Below are 17,549 nucleotides of genomic sequence, written 5' to 3'. Positions count from 1 at the left end.
TTATCGGCGAATCTTGGAGAAAATCAGGTCATTTCGTCATCAATGACGAAACTGTGGAGCAATCACGAACCGTTCGGCCGTCGAGGCGTTCTCCAAGCTGATCCTGCGGAACGAGTACACCCTCTCCGACGTCGAGAAGGTCATCGCCGGGGACACCGATGCCGTCGACGTGCCACCCGACTAGACCCCGTCCAGCGGTGGGCCGCGACCTCTCACGGTCGCGGCCCAGCGCCCCGGCCCCGCTCACACCCGCCACCTCGAGGAACCATCGTGACCATCACCGCCGAACTTTTCCCCCGCTGCGCCCTGCCCGGCTGCGCGATCCCCACCGACACCCAGGGCCACCCCTGCAGACAATGCCGCCGTGACCTCGGAACCCTCGTGCGCCACAACCCCGGCGGCCGCCGACGCCCAAACCGGCCGCGACCACGACGTCGCCCTGGCCTACCGGGCTTAAGAACAGCTACGCATCGCCGACGCCGCCGAACAACGCATCGCCCTCCAGATCGGTCAGCGCGAGAAGCCCGGACAGTCCAGTTGGCTGTGCGAGAAACGCCGAAGGTGTGACATTCTGTCCGTTCCGTACCCGAGGAGTGCGAACGTTCTGTAGGTATCGCGCGACGGGCGGTGCGACCACCATGGATGCACTGCGCATCGTCGCGCGCCATGCCCGAACGCACCCCGCCCAATCGGGGGCCGACACTTCCTGGACGGACTCCATGACCGCACTCGACGCCGCGACCCCGTCGGCACCCGGACCGGGCCATTCGGGCCCGCAGGCCGAGGCCGAACTCGAACTGATCCCCGAGTCCGCGAAGACCCATGACGTGCGCGGACAGTTCTGGATCTGGGCCGGTGCGAACATCGCGCCGATCAACTGGGTGCTGGGTGCACTCGGCGTCACGATGGGCCTCGGGCTGTGGGAGACGGTGGCGGTCCTCGTCGTCGGCAATGCCATCGGCATGACCATCTTCGGCGTCTTCGTCGTCATCGGTCAGCGCACCGGGGTCACCGGAATGGTGCTGTCGCGAGCCGTCTTCGGACGCCGCGGCGCCTACGTTCCCGCCGCCGTCCAGGCCCTGGTCTGCATGGGCTGGTGCGCGGTCAACACCTGGATCGTTCTCGACTTGGTGATGGCGCTGCTCGGCGAGATGGGACTCGTCGACCCGGACCTCGACAACAACGCCGCACGGATCGTCGTGGCCGCGGTCATCATGGGGATGCAGGTGACGATCGCGTGGTTCGGGTACCGGGTGATCTCCGCGTTCGAACGATGGACGGTGCCTCCGACGGTCGCGATCCTGCTCGTCATGACCGTCGTCGCGTGGGTCGGCCTCGACGTCGACTGGGGACAGACGACCGCTCCGGAGCTCACGGGATCGGCCCACATCGGCGCGATCACGGCGGTGATGACCGCGATCGGCATCGGCTGGGGTCTGACGTGGATCGGTTACGCCGGCGACTACTCGCGCTTCGTGTCCCGGGACGTCCCGTCGCGCAGGCTGTTTCTCGCCAGTGCACTCGGGCAGTTCATCCCGGTCGTCTGGCTCGGAGTGCTGGGTGCGTCCCTGGCGACATTGAGCGACTCCGCCGACCCGGGTGAGATCATCGTCGACGCCTACGGCGTTCTCGCACTGCCGGTTCTGTTGCTGGTGATCCACGGACCGCTCGCGACCAACATCCTCAACATCTACACGTGCACGGTGTCGACGCAGGCGCTCGACATCCGCGTCGACCGGCGCGTGCTGAACCTGATCATCGGCGTCGTGGCGATGGCGGTCGTCGTCTACTTCGTGCTCAATAGCGACTTCGCGACCACCATCGACTTCTGGCTGGTGTCGATCGTCGGCTGGTTGAGCCCTTGGGGCAGCGTTGTTCTCGTGCACTGGTTCCTGATCGCGCGGCAACAGATCGACGCCGAGAGTCTGTTCGCCACACCGGCGGACAGCGTCCTGCCGATGGTCCGGCCGACCGCCCTCGTCGCACTCGCTCTCGGTGTCACCGCGACCTGGATGTTCATGTACGGGATGCTGCCGGCACTGCAGGGGCCGGTTGCGGTCGCACTGGGCGGGATCGACCTGTCGTGGCTCGCCGGGGCAGTCGTTGCCGGCACCTCCTACTGGACCATGGAGAAACTCACCGCGCCACGCGCTGCCTGAAGCCCGTCCCGCCAGAGCCGTGGCGGTCGGCGGCGACGACGGGCGAAAGCCGCCTGCCGCATCAGGTCGTCGACTAGGGTTCGGCGCAGTGGAGGCAACGCGGCCTCCTGGTGAGGAGGTTCCATGGCCACCGTCCACACCGCGACCGGCCCGATCGATTCCGCTGACCTCGGGAACGTGTTGGTGCACGAGCATGTGTTCGTCGTCGGCGAGGAGTTCCGGCAGAACTATCAGGACGATTGGGACGAGGACGAGAAGGTCGCCGAAGCTGTCCGCGACCTGACCGAACTGAAGGAACTCGGGATCGACACGATCCTCGACCCGACGGTTCTCGGTCTCGGCCGGTACATCCCACGCATCCAGCGGATTGCCGAACAGATAGACCTCAACATCGTCGTCGCGACCGGGTTGTACACCTACAACGACATCCCGTTCCAATTCCACTACGCGGGACCGGGAATGCTCTTCGACGTCCCGGAGCCGCTGGTCACCCTGTTCACGAAGGATCTCACCGAGGGCATCGCGGACACCGGTGTGCGGGCGGCTTTCCTCAAGTGCGCCATCGAATCCCAGGGACTGACACCGGGTGTCGAGCGCGTGATGCGCGCGGTGGGACAGACCAGCGCCCAGACCGGCGCGCCCATCACCGTGCACACCGATCCGCACAGTCAGTCGGGACTGGTCGCCCAGAAGGTCCTGGCCGAGGAAGGGGCCGACCTGACGAAGGTCGTCATCGGCCACTCCGGAGACAGCGTCGACCTCGACTACCTGATGAAACTCGCCGACGCCGGTTCCGTTCTCGGCATGGATCGTTTCGGGCTCGACCTCCTCCTGCCGTTCGACGAGCGCGTGAACACGGCCGCCGAACTGTGCAAGCGCGGCTATGCCGACCGCATGGCCCTCGCGCACGACGCCGCCTGCTTCATCGACTGGTTCGACCACGAGGCCAAGAAGCAGGCACTCCCGAAGTGGAACTATCGGCACATCAGTGAAGAGGTGTTGCCGGCACTACGGGAACGCGGGGTGAGCGAGGCCGACATCACGACGATGCTCGTCGACGTGCCGCGACGCTACTTCGAGTAGCGGCGCGACACGGCGACAGGGTCAGCGCAGGCTGCTCTGGTACCGGCGCATCCCGCGGAGCCACCGGTCGTAGTCGGCGCCCTTCTGCCGGTACATCTCGAGGACCTCGGGGTGGGGGAGGATCAGGAAGCGTTCGTCGGCGACGGCGTCGAGCACGATCGCGGCCACCGCCCCGGGCGTGAGCACCGTGCCCGCGGTCTCCACGGCGCGCTGCATCAGTCGTTGCTCCTCGGTGGCGGAATCACCGTCCGGCCGCAGCAGTTTGGTGTCGACGCCCATCGGGCAGAGGCAGCTCACCCGGATGCCGTCGTCGCCGTGGGTGATGTTGAGCCACTCCGCGAAGCCGACCGCCGCGTGCTTGGTGACCGAGTACGGGGCATTGCCGATCTGCGTGAGCAGACCCGCGGCCGACGCCGTGCTGACGAAGTAGCCGGTCCCTCGTTCCACCCACTCCGGGACGAGGCGCCGAGCTGCTCGGATGTGGGCGCGGAGATTGACGTCCAGCGTGAGATCCCACACCGCCTCGGCGGTGTCGACACCGCCACCCACACCCACGCCGGCATTGGCGAAGTAGAGATCGACCGGGCCGAACGTGTTCTCCGCCAGCCGAACCGCGGCGTCGATGTGCTCGTCGGATGAGGCGTCGCCGCCGATCGCGGTCGTCGAATCCCCCAGTGAGTCGGCGACGGCCAGGGCGCCGGACTCGTCGAGATCGGTGACGACGACCCTCGCGCTCGCATCGACCAGCGCATGCGCGATCGCCGCGCCGATACCCGCACCGCCACCCGTGACGATGGCCACCTTGCCTGCGACGTCCATGGATCTCCTTCGATCGCCGATGTGTGGGGTCCAGAGTTACCAGACGCGAGGGCGAAATCCCGCTCCCTGAGGTGCGAGGAGCGCAAGCGACGAGCCTCGAAGGGTCCCGACAGCAGTCACGAGACTCGAAGCCGATGACTTTTCCGCCGCCCCACGGTCTGACATCGTGACGTTCACCGCGAAGAGACGAGAGGCCACACCATGGGAAAGATCCACGTCCACGAATTCATCACCCTCGACGGCAGCTACGAGGACCCGAGCTTCACGATGCCGTATGGATTCGCCGACGGGATGGGCGAGCTGCTCGGCTCCTTCATGTCCGACTGCACCGGAATCCTGCTCGGACGCAACACCTTCGAGATGTTTGCCCCGGCCTGGGCGCACCGGACGGTCGAGGACGATCCCGGTGCGCCGTTCTTCAACGACACCACCAAGTACGTGGTGTCCTCGACCCTCGACGACGCGGCTGCCTGGCAGAACTCGGAGATCATCGGCGCCTACGACGCCGACCGGATTCGCGAACTCAAGAAGGATCGCGACCTCTACATCAGCGGCAGCGGCACCCTCGTGCGGGCGTTGCTGCGCGACGAGCTCATCGACGAGCTGCACCTGCTGGTGTACCCCGTGGTCCTGGGGAGCGGTGCCCGCCTCTTCGACGGTCTGGCCGATCTGCCTCTCACGCTCGTCGGCACAGACGTCTTCGACAACGGCGTCGTACACCTCTCGTACAGCTCCACCGACTGAGCGGTCGCGATCCTCGGCGGAGATGGCGCCGGAGTTCGTCGAAGGCGCAGCGGCCCTTCGTGGCTCGTCGCTTGCGCTCCTCGCACCTCAGGGAGCAGAGGGGGTCGCTCCTTTCGGACTAGGGAGCAGGGGGGCGTTGCGACGGCCCCGATGCCCCGTCGGCGAGGTCCATGGCGCTGAGGAGCAGGCGGGCGACGCGGGCGTAGGCCTGGTGCTCGGCCTCGCACAGTGCGATCTCCTCGTCGCCGAGCTCGGCATTGCGGGCTGTCGTCAGATTGTCCATCCACTCGCGCATCTCGGCGGCACAGATGTCGAAGAACTCGTGCACACGCTCCCGATCCCGGTGGCACGCCGCGAGAACCGTCGTCGGGGACAGCTTGTTGTCGAGCTTCTGGTTGACCCGCAGGAGACTGAGCAGGGCGCCGGGCAACCGATCGCCACGGCGGCGGTGCTCCAGTTTGGGGCCGCTCTCGAGGCGTCGGATCATCTCCCCGCGCGCCGACCGGGCGAAGTCGTCCCAGCGTCGGAGGGCGGCATCGAGATTGGCCGGACTGAAGACCGCGACGTCGATGCGGCGCTGGGCGAAGACGAGCCCGTTGCGCACGACCAGCGCGACTTCGGGCCACCGCGGCGAGAACTCGGCGACGACCATTCCGAGCAGCGAGGGTGCGGGCACCGACGAGCTGAGGATGGTCACGATCTCCAGGGAGCGGGCGTCTCGGGTCGGTCGGAGCAGTGAGGTGCCCGTCGACCGCAGGAAGATGGCCTTGCGTGGGCTCACCACGGCGGGACGTCCGGCCGCGCTCATCGCGGCGCGGGCCAGTTCCACGAGATGGTCTTTCGACTGCGGCACCACCCCGCCCTCGACGGGGGCGTCGAGGAAACGGGCCGGGGCGGTGAAGCGCAGGGTGTCGGCGTCCGTGCTGCCGACTCGATCCGAGTCGACCGGCCGGCCGGCGTCGGTCTCGTCGGCGTCGATACCGTCAGCCGGGGAGTGGTGTCGGGCGAAGGACGGGTCGCCGATGCTCACGAACGACGGGTGGATGACACCCCACACCTCGCGCAACGCCCGCACGGCGGCGCCGGCGAGGTCGCCGGACCGAACGGCATCGGCTTCGAAGCAGAAGGCGCTGCGACCCTCGAGCCGGCACCAGCCTCGGTCGACGATGTAGGTGGCCTGGCGCATCCACCGGTCCTTGTCGGTCCAGGTGAGGTCCCCCGCCGAGATGGTGCAGCGCAGGCGGTCCGCCGACTCTCGACTCCCGGCCACCGCGAAGGTCATCCGTCGTCGCCATCCGCCGGCGGCCGCCTCGACGATGGCGAGACTCTGACCCGGCAGGAGGCGTGGCACCCGGACCGCGAGAGTGTCGGCGAAGTCCCGCCAGGCCGCCTCGAGGACGGCGTCGAAGTCGGGGGACATGCGGGTTCCTCCTGGGCGGGACGTACGCGGACCGGATCCGAATAGTACGACGCGGAGCAGACACCCGGGGCGACACCCGCGACAGAACTAGCGGGGTGCCGAGTGCTCGACCGTCTCGTCGAAGACGGGGTGCCAGGGAAGGCTGTGCGCGGCGTAGTCGGCGCTCGTCGGCGCGGCCCGCGGCACCGGTTCACCGGTCATCGACCTCCACGCGATCGAGTTGACGATGCGGACCGTGGCGGCGTCGGAGATCGTCGGGTGCCAGGTGTCGACGGACTCGAGCGGACCCGTCACGAGCGGCGCGGCGAGGCGGGGATGCGCTCGTTCTCGTTCGGCTCGGGAGATGTCGCAGAGCACGCAGGTGCCGGGCGCCGACGGACGATGGCGTCGTCGCCGGGCCCACGCGTCGGCGCGCATCGGGATGACGGCCAGCTGCACGAGCGTCCCGAGTCGGCCGCCGTCCCCGACGGTGTGCGTCGAGGGGGCGAGGAACTGCTGATCGTCGAATCCACCGCCGGCCGGCCCCCGGTGCGAGGCGAGCGACGGTTGCGTGGGGACTTCGAGATAGTCGCCGGCGTCGAAGTCCGGCACCCCGGTGAACACCTCACCGCTGATCGCGTTGACACCGTCGACGCCGACCATCACCAGGAACGGATGCAGGTGCGGCGAGGAGAAATCCAGCCAGGTGGCCTCGGACTGCCACATCGGGATCGTCGCGTGTGCGTCCCCGTCGGGAGAGCCCTGGGCGAGGCGCAGGGCACCGTCGCCGCCGGCCGAGCCGCATCCTCCGACCGGGTCGGGGGTCCGCAGCGTTCGCTGGAACGTGACGTGCAAGCGCGCGTCGCGACCGAGTTCGGGAAAGGTGAACGTGAGCGCGCCGCGATCAGTGGTGATGGCCATGCGAGGGCTCCGATCGGTGACGCGAACCGCTGAGGGTGGCCTAAAGAATTGAACGCCTCGCCGGCCGCCGGCGCGATGGGCGGCGTCGAAAATCGTCCGCGCAGACTACGTGCGCCGATGATTCGGATCCCGATTTGCCGGTATCACTTGGCTGATGAGCTGCTGTCCGCGGTGTCGTCGTCGGACAGCACGACGACGCGGAGAGCGGCCCGCAGGTTGTGCGTGGTCGCCTTCCAGGTGTCGGCCTCGTGACGACACGCATCGGCCTCCACCGAGTCCGACGCGGCGGCCGCGTCGACCGCCGAGCGCCGCCACGTGAGGTGCTGTTCTTCGCTGGTGTGGATGTAGGAGAGGATGTCGGCCTGGTTGTAGCGGCAGATCTTGGCGACCTCGCGGGCGCTCAACGACCGGCCGTCCGGGTCGAGCTCGAGCAGGGTCTGCAGGGCGTCGGGGAGCCGGCCGTCGTTCCGCGCGGTCAGGGGTGTGTCCTCGCAGATCTTGGCGATGACGGACGGTGCGCAGTCGGCGAGGAACGAGAACCACTCGGCCAGGGCCGAACTGAGGTTGTGCGGGTGGAAGACCGCGCACTCGACGGTCAGCGTCGCGAAGACCTCGTTCTCGAGCAGGTGCACGCGCACCGCCGAACCCATGGTCGGCTGGGCGGCGACGATGTCGGCGGCGCGCCGGCGGTCGGTGATGTCGCCGGCCAGGCGAGCGAAGAACTCGAGCCGCGGGGCGTCACTGCGCGGACTCAACCACGACGAGACCGGCTTGGTGGGCAGGGCGATGTCACCGTCGGCGTCGGTCTGGATGCGGCAACCGGTGAGGTCTTCGAGCGAGCCGACGAGCAACGCGCGCAGATGGTCGGCGTCGAAGGGCTGGACCGCGACCTCGATCCGGGGTTCGGGGCGAGCGGCGGGGGAATGGTCGAGGAACGCGGGGTGCACGACCTCCCAGACCTGACGCAGCGTCAGCACCGTCACGTGCGCGAGCTGATCCACGCGGCGTCGGCCGACCTCGAAGATGTGGGTGCCGTTGCGCAGGCGCCGCCAGCCGAGAGAGGCGAGCATGGTCACGTGCTCGGCGAAGTACTCCGGGGTGGGATGCAGGTCGATGTCGTCGATCGTGCAGCGCAGCCGACGTGAACCGGTGATCGTGAACCGCAGCGTCCCGTGGGGTCCCTCCGGGATCATCGGGTCCTGCTGGATCGTGAGGGTCTCGCCCGGCTCGAGATGCGACAGGCGATCGCCGACGTGCAAGGCGAACGTGCGCCAGGCGTCGTCGATGTTCGAGTCCACGGTGAAGTCGGTCATGTCGACTCCCTTCCTCGTGCGCTGACGAGCATGCGCATTGTGCAGCGATGTCGGGATCGGGAGCACGCTCCACCGAGCTGTTCGACGGCCGGCCCCGAACCCGCCTCGGAGTTCAGGTTAGGTGACCTGGCCGACAGACTTGGTCGGTTGAACAGACCCCGCGATGAACTCGTTGCCCGAACCGTACTCCAAGGTCGGTGACCCGGCTGAGTCAGGCACAGGTTGTCAACCGACAACGAGTAGTTGTGTCCCCAGCCTTGGGGACACGCACTCGGACCGCCGCTCAGACGCTGAGCCGCTGATGCCAGCGCAACGTCACCGAGGTCCCGTCGGGCCCGCTGGTGACGTCGGATGCGTCACTGAGCGCCGAGATCAATGCGAGGCCGCGCCCGCGATAGGGCGACGACGAGGCATCGGATTTCCAGCGCCCCGAGTCGGTGACCGTGACCTCCAGCGATTCGTCGCGCGTCACGTGGGCGCGAACCCCGATGGCACGGGACCGCGTGGCGGAGGACTGGGCGGCGGAGGGCTGAGGGCCGGGCGAGGGCACGTCAGCGGCGTACGCGTGCTCGGCCGCGTTGGCCACGGCCTCGTAGACCGCGAGGACGATGTCGCTGCGACGTTCGGCGTCCACGTCGAGCGTCGCGTCCAGCCACCGTGTGAAGTGCTGCCGAAAGAGGTGGGCGGACTCGGGCGTGGCTGCCACCGACAGCGTCAGGCCGCCGTCCGAGTCCTCGGGGCGCGGGTGGGCCGATGAAATCCGGACCATCGGCGTCTAACCAGCCGGACGGTCGGCCAGCCCCTCTGTGGTGGTCATGGCCGTGACCGCGTCGTTCAGTGTCGGGTAGAGCACCATCGTCTGGTCGAGTCCCATCACGGTGAGGGGCCGTGTGGTCGCCGGTCCGGCGGCCACGACCCCGAACATGCCTCTCGGCGCGATGGCCTCATGGGCGGCGACGAGCGCTGCCATGCCCGCCGAGGCGAGGAATTCGGTGGTGGTCAGGTCGATGATCAGACCGTCCGGTTGCCCGCTCAGCGCCTGGGAGACCGCCTCGGACAACTGCGGAGCGGTGAGCACGTCGATGCTGCCCTCCACGGTCAGGATCACCAGCTGCTCGTGCGCCGCGGACACCACCGTCATCAGGGCGCGTCCGGCACTCAGGCCGTTGTCGTCGACGATCACAGCGTCAGGATGTTCTGCCTGCATCGGTGGTGGCCCTCTCTACGGGGGACTACAGCAGGCCGGTGTGCGGCCCCGTCCCGGCGATACGTATGACGGCAGTTGCTCAACCGGTGCCGTCCATCGTGCCATGGGACGCCGTCGCGTCGGTACCGGGGTGAGCGAGAGATTTACCGAGTGATGAGTGACTACTTGCCGAAGAGCCGGTCGAGGAACGGGATCGTGTCGGCTTGCGACCGAACCAGTGTTCCGCTGTGGTCACTCGGATAGGTCCGGAAGGTCACCGGTTGGCCGTTGGCCGCCAGCGTCGCGGCGTACGCCGCGGTGGTGGGATACGGCACGTCGGTGTCCAGCAGGCCGTGGCCCATGAAAAACGGCTTGTCGAAACCTTTTTCGGGCATGCCGAGGTAGTCGGCGAGGGTCGCCGAGAAGTTCGGCAGGCTGGTCAGCGGAGCGGAGAAGTAGTCGCCGACGGAGACTCCCCGGAGCTGCTCCTCGAACTCGCCGACACACTGTGTCTCGGCGAGCGCCACATACTTCCGGCCGGTCGGCGTGAGGATGCGATCGATGCCGAGTTCGGGGTGTGCGTATCGGAGGCCGGCCGTGATGTAGCTGAGGTAGGCGGTCAGCGCGGGTGTGATCGCCACCGGCGGTACGCCCGGGCCGGCGATCTGGACGAGGCGTTCGATGTAGGCCGGCGTACCGGTGCCCACGGCGCCGCGGTAGTCGAGTGCGGGACCGCCGAATTGCGTGGCGTAGCGCGCGGTGTAGATCGCCGCGCCGCCGCCCTGCGACTGCCCGACCGCCGCCCAGGATCGTGACAACCGCTGTGCGGCAGGCAGACTCGCGGAGAACTCGCGACCCGCCCGCACCATGTCGACGACATTGTGGGCCGTGGTCCGGCCGTCGAGGTAGGCATGCAGGCCGGGGGTGCCCAGGCCGGCGTAATCGCTGGCGACGATGGCGTATCCCTGCTGCATCCACTTGGCCAGGTACGGCAGGTCGCGCTCCGGGAGGCCTGGTCCCCGGACCGACGGCGCGCAGTCGTCGCCGATCCCGGAGGTCCCGTGGGCCCACGAGATCACCGGCCAGCCGCCGGGCGGGGCAGTGCCCTCGGGGATGAAGACGGTCCCGGTGCTCAGCGCCTTGTTCCCGAACGTGTCGGTGGTGACGTAGGTCAGGACGGTGGCGTCGGCGGACCCGGGAACCCAGAACTGCGGCGCCAGCGGGCGCGACGAGACGACCGAGCCGGTGTCGCCGAGAGTCGACGGTGAGGCGATCGCCGGACCGGCGGCGAGGGTCCCGGCCGCGCCGGAACTCCCGATCACGACGGCCGCACACGCGGCGAATGCCAGAACCCTGCGATGCCATCGAGTCACGGTCCTCACCGTACTGCGGACGAGTCCCGGTCGTCGATTCGCTCACCTATCCCGTTGCTGCGCAGCCATTTCGGTGAGCGGTACCGGATTCGGTGAGCGGGGCCGGTGGCCGCGGCAATACGCTGGGTCGGACAATCCCGACAGACAGGTGCCACGACATGGCGTTGCAGACGGTCGACCTGCCGGCTCCGGCGGAGATGCGATCCAGGTGGGCTGCCTACGCAGCTCTCCTGGCGGTACGAGGAGAACGCTGGGCGCAGGGCGCGCATGCGACGCCGGACGGGTGGCACTACGACGACGGTGGCGGCAACTGGGTCGACGTGGTGCTGGTCGGTGCCGACCGGGCGGTGCTCGTCGGCCACGATCACGAGTACTCCGACACGTACTTCCGCGAGGGCGCCACATATTTCGGCGAGTCGGAGACCGACCTGCTCGGCGGCGCGCCGCCGTGGTGGGAACCGGCCATCGCGTCTCACCTCGAGAGGCAGCGCACCGACGGCATGTGGATCGGTTTCGTCTACGGTTTCGACGGCCGATGGACCCGATCCGGTTACGACCTCGCCGACGGTTTCACCAGTGTCGGGCTGCCGTTCACCGATGACCCGAAGACCGTCGATGCGCTCGACGATCTGCTGGCGAACTGGTTCGTCGAATTGCGACTGGCGCCCCCGGCCGACATCCGTGCCCGTCTGCGAGAGATCATCGAGCCCGGGGCGGAGGTGACCGCGGCGGGTCTGCAACGGATACTCGGACCGGCGGGCGCACATGCCGACATCCCCGGGGCAGTGGCTGCGGCGCAACGGTTCTGACGATGTCAGGTCCGACGCGCCGCACGTCCGTCACTGCGAGCGCAGCTCCCGCTTGAGCAGTTTACCGCTCTGATTGCGGGGGAGTTCGTCGACGAACCGCACCTTCTTCGGGACCTTGAACGGCGCGATCCGGGACCGGACGTGCTCGATCAATTCCTCCTCGGTCACCGACCGGCCGTCCCGCACCACGACGACCGCGGTGATGGCCTCGATCCACTTCTCGTCCGGCTCGCCGATGACGGCCACCTCCGACACCGCCTCATGGGTGTAGACGGTGTCCTCGACCTCACGTGAGGCGACCAGGATGCCGCCGGTGTTGATCACGTCCTTGATGCGGTCGACCACGGTGATGAAGCCCTCGGCATCGCGGGTGACGAGGTCGCCGGAGTGGAACCAGCCGTCTCGGAACGCCTCCTCGGTGGCCGCGGGGTTGTCCCAGTACCCGCGGCAGAGTTGCGGCGAACGATAGAGGATCTCGCCGGGGACCCCGGGCTCGACGTCGTTCCCGTCGGTGTCGACGACGCGCGTCTCGACGAAGAACACCGGGCGACCGCACGACGACGGCCGGTCGTCGTGTTCCTCCGGGCGCAGAACCGTTGCGAGCGGGCCGATCTCGGATTGCCCGAAGCAGTTGTAGAACTGCATGCCGGGGAACTGGTCGCGGAGCCGGTTCAGCACGGTCACCGGCATGATCGACGCGCCGTACTGCGCCTTGCGCAAGGAGGACAGATCGCTGGTGGCGAGGTCGGGATGATTGGCCAGCGGAACCCACACCGTCGGAGCGAGGAACAGCGAACCGATGCGGTCGGCCTCGACGCGCCGCAGGATCTCCGGGATGTCCGGCGTGGCCATGAGTCGGACGGTCGCGCCCACGGAGAGGTACGGCAGCATGAAGACGTGCATGCCCGCCGAGTGGTAGAGCGGCATGGCGATCAGCGGATTGTCCTCGGCCGTGAAGTCCAGCGCGATGACCGACGAGACGTACTCGCTGATCAGTGCGGCGTGGGACATCATGGCGCCCTTGGGCTTCGACGTGGTCCCCGAGGTGTACAACAGCTGCGCGAGGTCGTCACCCGAGGCCCGGGAGTCGAATGCGGCGGGCGGTTCGGATGCGGCCGACGCGAGCAGCGAGTCGTCGGCGTCACGCAACGGGACGACTGCCTCGACGTCGGCGAGATCGCCGCGGATCTCCTCGACCCGCTCGGCCAGCGCGGGGTCGACGAGGACGGCGCGTGCGCCCGACTGCACCACGAGGTAGCGGAGCTCGTCACCCCGGAGCGCGTAGTTGATCGGCACGTGGACGAGTCCGGCGCGACAGCATGCCAGGAAGCCGATGACGTAGGCATCCGAGTTCGTGCCATAGGCCGCGACCCGGTGCCCCTGCTCCAGGCCGCGGGCGAGCAGGCCGGCGGCGGCAGCGGACACAGCGTCGTCGAGCTGACGATAGGTGTAGTCGCGGTCGTCGAAGACCAGCGCGGTGCGGTCGGGATGCCGCGCGGCGGACCTGCGGAGAATCCCGTCGATGCTGTTGGTGGAGGAAGGTCGCGAAGCCATGCCGACGACAATACTTGGACGTCCTAGTGACACACCACCGATTGCGTGAGGTGGGTTCCGCCCATCAGGGCCAGAAGATGGTGCCGTTCAGGAAGTCCTGCGCGAACCGGGCGCCGGTCCGGTACTCCCCGCCGAGCGGAACCCCGAAGTACCCGCCCGCACCGCCGGTGTTCTCCCACTTCTGCCGGATCTGGCCCCACACGACCTGTGCGCCACCGGTCTTGGACCACGTGACGACGCCGCCCTGGAAGTCGTTGCTCCGCCCGCTGCCCGACCGGTACTCGTTGCTCACGGGGTAGCCCAGCGCGCCGCGCTCCGCGCCGGCCTGCTGCCATCGACTCCGGATCGCGCCGCCGACCTGATGCGCGGTGCCGCCGTCGGCTGCCGGGTGCCAGTAGAACGACGTGTCGCGCGAGAACGTCTGGAAACGGCCGCGCTTGGCGGCCGCGCGTTCGGGACCGGTCGGGACGCCCCACTTGAAGAACCCGCCCGTCGAGGCGTACGCCTGCTCGATCTTCCCGCCCACCAGGTGCCCGTTGATGACGCGGTCCGCATGCGCGTTCGGCGCGAACATCACCAGCGACGCCATCGCCGCCACGATCGCGACGCTCGCCAGACGTACCCGCACTCGCCTACGGGCGGATTCCGGGCGGAGGTCACGAGAGGGGCGTCGGGTCGACGTCGTCAGAGCAGACATGCGCGCGATGGTACGGACGTCCCAGGGTGCCTGCTGTTGGACAGCTCACACCCGTGGTGCGGTCACGGAGTCCCCGCAGGTGCTTCCGGGTCGGCGGGGGCGTCGGCCCGAGGCGGGCTCTCCGTGGTCGTCGTCGTGGTCGTGTCGGGGAGCTCCTCGGCAGGGGTTGCGGGATCCGCGGAGCCGTCGGATGCCGGTGGCTCGGATGCCGGTGGTTCGGAAGCCGGGGCCGCCGGCGGCGCGGCGATCCAGTTCGCCGATCGGACGGTCACCGATCGCGACGCGCCGACCGCCGTCAGCGTCAGGGTCCACACCCCGGTGCCGGTGGTGGAGCCCGACACCCCGGGGCGGTGCAGCGCGGAACCGGCGACCGACCGGGTCACGCCGTCGGTGCACGAGAGCGTGACGGTACCGAGTGCTGGACCGCCGGGAACCGTACAGCCCACCGACAGCCCGGCGTCGACGAAGCTGAAACTGCCGACGACCTCCCCCGATCCGCTGAACGAGGTCGGCGTCGTCGGCGTTTCGGCCGGTTGGTCGGGCCCGGGCGCGCCGGGCTCCGTCGCGGGTCCGGGGAGCTCGGAGCCCGGGGCCTCGTAGCCGGGCTCCTCCGGGACGGGTACGTCGGAAGCCGGCACCGGGGCGTCCGGGGCCGGGGAATCCGGGCCGGGACCGGGGGTGTCGGGGGCAGCCGAGTCCGGTCCCGATGAGTCGGGGGCCGAGGAGTCCGTCGACGGCGCGCCTTCCGGCAGGCCGTCGTGCTCCTCGGCACGCTTCTCCAGTGCGGGCGCGGCCGCGGGATTGCCCGCTGCGAGGAGGCCGTTGTGCTCGGCGTCTTCGTCGGTGGCCGCCTCGAACGGGGTGTTCAACGCGGCCGGGGTGGGCAGCGGACCGGACGGTGGCGGGAATCCGCTCAGGTCGAGCAACCCGCCCGCCGGTTGCGAAAAGATCTGTCCGGTGAGGAAATTCAAGAGCTGGAGAACGTCGCCGGCGGGCGCCCCCGGGTCCGGGACCGGCGGCGCGGGGACGATCGTCGTCGACTTGCCGACCGCGGTGACGTGCTGGTTGTTGTACGCGATCCGGGCGACCGACCGGCTCTTGTAGCCCTCCCACGGCTGTCCGTCGAGTCGATACCCACCGAGCGGGGCGGCGGCCGGCGGGGCGAGCGGATTCCCGCAGGAACACATCGCGCGCGGCACGCCGGCGGAATCGACGTAGACCGCGGTGCCGCGTTCCAGGACCGACTGGAACGGGACCGCCCGGCCGGAGGTGTACGAGTGATTGGTGACCCAGGTGTCGGTCGTCAGCACCACCGGGGTCAGCGTGTTCAGGTAGTGCGGGATGTCGGCGGTATCGATGCCGTAGACCCCGGCCCACGCGCGCGCCGCCGGCGGATCGGCGAGCAGCCGGTTGCTGAGCGCGGCGGTGTCGCAGGCAGCGGTGTCGCGGGAGCCGTACAGCCCGGCGTCGGTGCCGTTCACCGCGCGGCCGCCGAGGTCGGCGGCCCCCGCCGTGCCGGTGAGGGCGACGTTCGCCGGCAGGTCGCCCGCCCCGGCCACGAGGACCGGATCGGTGAACGGGTCGATCCCAGGATCGTTGGCCGCGGTGAGGGTGAGGCCGGGTACGAAGATGTCCCCATCGCGCGCCTTGACGACGAAGACGATGCCCGCGGCGAGGATCAGCGCCAGGACGACGACGATCGCGCCGAGCACGAGAGTGAGGGCGCGCCGGCTGTCGGACTGCGGCGGCACCGGGCCGTACGGGTTCGACGGGTGGGACGGGGGACCGGGCGGATAGGTCATCTCGGAGCTCCTACTGGTCCACTCCTGCCGGGACGCATGCCGTGGAGTGGCGCTCCGCGGGGGCGGGGCGGATTCAGCGAGACGGCTCGCTCGCCGAGCCCAGTATCGGCGCGGCGTCTCGCGAGGAGCAAGGCTTGACCAGCATATTTACGGTGCTGAGGCGAAATCTCGACCGTTTGGACCACACCGGCGTAACGCCTCGCCCGGGTCGGCCGACACCACCCCGGTCTGGGTGAGCTGAGTCAGACCCGGCCGAACACCATCGAGTCCTCGACCTTGTTGATCCGGTGGTCGATGGCGTCGCGGTAGTAGTTGTGCCGCACCTGCCAGTGACCCCGCGTGCCCGACTTCGGCAGCGCCTCCGGGGACCGTTCGACGTAACCCGCCTTGAGGTCCCACAGCGGCCGCGAACCCATGACCTCCGAACCGAGATGGGGATAGGCATGGGTGTAGCCGTTGGTGCGCATGTACTTGACCAGGTCGGCGACGGCGCGCGCGGTCATGTCCGCGCGCAGGGTCCACGACGCGTTCGTGTAGCCGACCGACCAGGCGAGGTTCGGCACGTCCTCGATGAGGTAGCTCTTGAAGACGAATCGGTCGTGGGGTTTCACCTCCGCACCGTCGACGCGGAGCCGGGTGCCGCCGAAGCCGAGGAGTTGGAGCCCGGTCGCGGTGACGATGATGTCGGCGTCGAGGTGCTTGCCCGAGGTGAGGGTGACCCCCGAGGCGTCGAACCGGTCGATGTGGTCGGTGACCATCTCGACGGTGCCCTCGGCGATGTCGGCGAACAGATCGGCGTCGGGGACCATGCACATGCGCTGATCCCACGGGTTGTAGGTGGGATTGAAGTGGAGGTCGACCGGATAGTCCTCGGGCAGGTTCGCCACGACGTTGCTCCGGATCATCTTGCGCCCGAGCTTCGGGAACCGGTGGGTGAGGTGCACGATCGCCGCGGTCTGCGCCGCATATCGGGTGCGGATGACCTTGTGCGCGGCGTGGGGCGGCAGCAGCTTCTGCACGAGTGGCGCGAGGTACTGCTTCTGCTTGGACGAGAAGATGTACGACGGCGAGCGTTGGAGCATGGTGACGTGCTCGGCCTGCTCGGCGAGGCTCGGGATGAGGCTCACCGCCGTCGCGCCGCTGCCGATCACCACGATCTTCTTGCCTCGGTAGTCGAGGTCCTCCGGCCAGTGCTGCGGGTGCACGATCTGACCGGTGAAGTCGTCGGCACCGGCGAATCGCGGCGTGTACGGGTTGTCGTAGTCGTAGTAGCCGGTCGCGAAGATGACGAACCTGGCGCGGTAGGTCTCGCGGCGCCGGTCCTCGCCGACCTCGACCCCGAGCGTCCAGGTGTCGGTCGTCGAATCCCAGTCGGCGGTCAGGACGTGCTGACCGAACCTGATGTGGTCGGTGATCGAGTACTTGGCGGCGGTGTCCTCGATGTACTCCCGGATGTCGGTCCCGTGGGCCAACGCGCGCGGCTTGCGCCACGGCTCGAACGGGTAGCTCAGCGAATAGATGTCGCTGTCCGAGCGCACGCCGGGATACCGGAAGAGGTCCCAGGTGCCGCCCATGCGTTCGCGGCGTTCCAGGATCAGATAGTCGGCGCCGGGATTCTGCTCTGTGAACCGGTAAGCGCAGTCGATGCCGGACAGGCCGGCGCCGATGATGATCATGTCGCGCACGGATG

The 17,549-nt window shown here is 68.7% G+C and carries 15 protein-coding genes; 4 read left to right on the top strand and 11 right to left on the bottom strand.

Annotated elements, in window-relative coordinates:
• The first annotated feature begins 719 nt into the window (after positions 1-719).
• Positions 720-2,159, top strand: a complete 1,440-nt coding sequence (locus AS181_RS20955) for a purine-cytosine permease family protein (protein WP_058253433.1) — start codon at positions 720-722, stop codon at positions 2,157-2,159.
• 123 nt (positions 2,160-2,282) lie between these two features.
• Positions 2,283-3,242 (top strand): phosphotriesterase family protein, encoded by a 960-nt coding sequence (locus AS181_RS20950; RefSeq protein WP_058253421.1) that lies wholly within the window; start codon positions 2,283-2,285, stop codon positions 3,240-3,242.
• Positions 3,243-3,263: 21 nt separating this feature from the next.
• On the opposite strand, the gene AS181_RS20945 is transcribed toward AS181_RS20950, so the two are convergent.
• A complete protein-coding gene (locus AS181_RS20945; RefSeq protein WP_058253420.1) occupies positions 3,264-4,061 on the bottom strand; it encodes an SDR family oxidoreductase in 798 nt (265 codons plus the stop codon).
• Between the two features lie 201 nt (positions 4,062-4,262).
• On the opposite strand from AS181_RS20945, the gene AS181_RS20940 reads away from it, so the two are divergent.
• The gene (locus tag AS181_RS20940; protein WP_058253419.1) at positions 4,263-4,805 is read left to right on the top strand and encodes a dihydrofolate reductase family protein; all 543 of its coding nucleotides are present in this window, start codon (positions 4,263-4,265) and stop codon (positions 4,803-4,805) included.
• Between the two features lie 118 nt (positions 4,806-4,923).
• Here AS181_RS20940 and AS181_RS20935 read toward each other — a convergent pair whose 3' ends face one another.
• From AS181_RS20935 to AS181_RS20910, 6 genes are all read right to left on the bottom strand, one after another.
• Positions 4,924-6,225 (bottom strand): TY-Chap domain-containing protein, encoded by a 1,302-nt coding sequence (locus tag AS181_RS20935; protein WP_058253418.1) that lies wholly within the window; start codon positions 6,223-6,225, stop codon positions 4,924-4,926.
• A gap of 87 nt (positions 6,226-6,312) precedes the next feature.
• Positions 6,313-7,125 carry a hypothetical protein gene (locus AS181_RS20930; RefSeq protein WP_004019699.1) on the bottom strand — a complete coding sequence of 271 codons (813 nt, stop codon included), beginning with the start codon at positions 7,123-7,125 and terminating at the stop codon, positions 6,313-6,315.
• Between the two features lie 143 nt (positions 7,126-7,268).
• The gene (locus AS181_RS20925; protein WP_058253417.1) at positions 7,269-8,438 is read right to left on the bottom strand and encodes a TY-Chap domain-containing protein; all 1,170 of its coding nucleotides are present in this window, start codon (positions 8,436-8,438) and stop codon (positions 7,269-7,271) included.
• Between the two features lie 283 nt (positions 8,439-8,721).
• Entirely contained in the window at positions 8,722-9,207 is a 486-nt protein-coding gene (locus AS181_RS20920) for an ATP-binding protein (protein ID WP_058253416.1), read from the bottom strand.
• A gap of 6 nt (positions 9,208-9,213) precedes the next feature.
• On the bottom strand, positions 9,214-9,645 hold the full coding sequence (locus AS181_RS20915) for an STAS domain-containing protein (protein ID WP_004019695.1): 432 nt from the start codon (positions 9,643-9,645) through the stop codon (positions 9,214-9,216).
• Between the two features lie 161 nt (positions 9,646-9,806).
• The gene (locus AS181_RS20910; protein ID WP_416259075.1) at positions 9,807-10,997 is read right to left on the bottom strand and encodes a lipase family protein; all 1,191 of its coding nucleotides are present in this window, start codon (positions 10,995-10,997) and stop codon (positions 9,807-9,809) included.
• Between the two features lie 158 nt (positions 10,998-11,155).
• Here AS181_RS20910 and AS181_RS20905 point away from each other — a divergent pair, with 158 nt between their 5' ends.
• Positions 11,156-11,806 carry a hypothetical protein gene (locus tag AS181_RS20905; protein WP_058253414.1) on the top strand — a complete coding sequence of 217 codons (651 nt, stop codon included), beginning with the start codon at positions 11,156-11,158 and terminating at the stop codon, positions 11,804-11,806.
• Positions 11,807-11,836: 30 nt separating this feature from the next.
• Here the strand turns inward: AS181_RS20905 and AS181_RS20900 are convergent, their stop codons facing one another.
• From AS181_RS20900 to AS181_RS20885, 4 genes are all read right to left on the bottom strand, one after another.
• Positions 11,837-13,360, bottom strand: a complete 1,524-nt coding sequence (locus AS181_RS20900; protein ID WP_058253413.1) for a fatty acyl-CoA synthetase — start codon at positions 13,358-13,360, stop codon at positions 11,837-11,839.
• 64 nt (positions 13,361-13,424) lie between these two features.
• Positions 13,425-14,057 carry an LGFP repeat-containing protein gene (locus tag AS181_RS20895; RefSeq protein WP_058253412.1) on the bottom strand — a complete coding sequence of 211 codons (633 nt, stop codon included), beginning with the start codon at positions 14,055-14,057 and terminating at the stop codon, positions 13,425-13,427.
• Between the two features lie 62 nt (positions 14,058-14,119).
• Positions 14,120-15,859 (bottom strand): DUF6777 domain-containing protein, encoded by a 1,740-nt coding sequence (locus AS181_RS20890; protein WP_058253411.1) that lies wholly within the window; start codon positions 15,857-15,859, stop codon positions 14,120-14,122.
• Positions 15,860-16,101: 242 nt separating this feature from the next.
• Positions 16,102-17,535 (bottom strand): flavin-containing monooxygenase, encoded by a 1,434-nt coding sequence (locus AS181_RS20885; RefSeq protein ID WP_416259076.1) that lies wholly within the window; start codon positions 17,533-17,535, stop codon positions 16,102-16,104.
• Between the last annotated feature and the right edge of the window lie 14 nt (positions 17,536-17,549).

Source organism: Gordonia sp. SGD-V-85 (genome assembly GCF_001456905.1).
Classification (GTDB): Bacteria; Actinomycetota; Actinomycetes; order Mycobacteriales; family Mycobacteriaceae; genus Gordonia; species Gordonia hongkongensis.
Note: the sequence above shows the minus strand (reverse complement) of the source record. Positions and strands in the feature narration are given on the sequence as shown.

What these genes read in the sequence shown, in the direction of transcription:
- AS181_RS20955 (WP_058253433.1), top strand. Translation starts at nt 720, where the DNA reads ATGACCGCACTCGACGCCGCGACCCCGTCGGCACCCGGACCGGGCCAT.
- AS181_RS20950 (WP_058253421.1), top strand. Translation starts at nt 2,283, where the DNA reads ATGGCCACCGTCCACACCGCGACCGGCCCGATCGATTCCGCTGACCTC.
- AS181_RS20945 (WP_058253420.1), bottom strand. Translation starts at nt 4,061, where the DNA reads ATGGACGTCGCAGGCAAGGTGGCCATCGTCACGGGTGGCGGTGCGGGT.
- AS181_RS20940 (WP_058253419.1), top strand. Translation starts at nt 4,263, where the DNA reads ATGGGAAAGATCCACGTCCACGAATTCATCACCCTCGACGGCAGCTAC.
- AS181_RS20935 (WP_058253418.1), bottom strand. Translation starts at nt 6,225, where the DNA reads ATGTCCCCCGACTTCGACGCCGTCCTCGAGGCGGCCTGGCGGGACTTC.
- AS181_RS20930 (WP_004019699.1), bottom strand. Translation starts at nt 7,125, where the DNA reads ATGGCCATCACCACTGATCGCGGCGCGCTCACGTTCACCTTTCCCGAA.
- AS181_RS20925 (WP_058253417.1), bottom strand. Translation starts at nt 8,438, where the DNA reads ATGACCGACTTCACCGTGGACTCGAACATCGACGACGCCTGGCGCACG.
- AS181_RS20920 (WP_058253416.1), bottom strand. Translation starts at nt 9,207, where the DNA reads ATGGTCCGGATTTCATCGGCCCACCCGCGCCCCGAGGACTCGGACGGC.
- AS181_RS20915 (WP_004019695.1), bottom strand. Translation starts at nt 9,645, where the DNA reads ATGCAGGCAGAACATCCTGACGCTGTGATCGTCGACGACAACGGCCTG.
- AS181_RS20905 (WP_058253414.1), top strand. Translation starts at nt 11,156, where the DNA reads ATGGCGTTGCAGACGGTCGACCTGCCGGCTCCGGCGGAGATGCGATCC.
- AS181_RS20900 (WP_058253413.1), bottom strand. Translation starts at nt 13,360, where the DNA reads ATGGCTTCGCGACCTTCCTCCACCAACAGCATCGACGGGATTCTCCGC.
- AS181_RS20895 (WP_058253412.1), bottom strand. Translation starts at nt 14,057, where the DNA reads ATGTCTGCTCTGACGACGTCGACCCGACGCCCCTCTCGTGACCTCCGC.
- AS181_RS20890 (WP_058253411.1), bottom strand. Translation starts at nt 15,859, where the DNA reads ATGACCTATCCGCCCGGTCCCCCGTCCCACCCGTCGAACCCGTACGGC.
- AS181_RS20885 (WP_416259076.1), bottom strand. Translation starts at nt 17,535, where the DNA reads ATGATCATCATCGGCGCCGGCCTGTCCGGCATCGACTGCGCTTACCGG.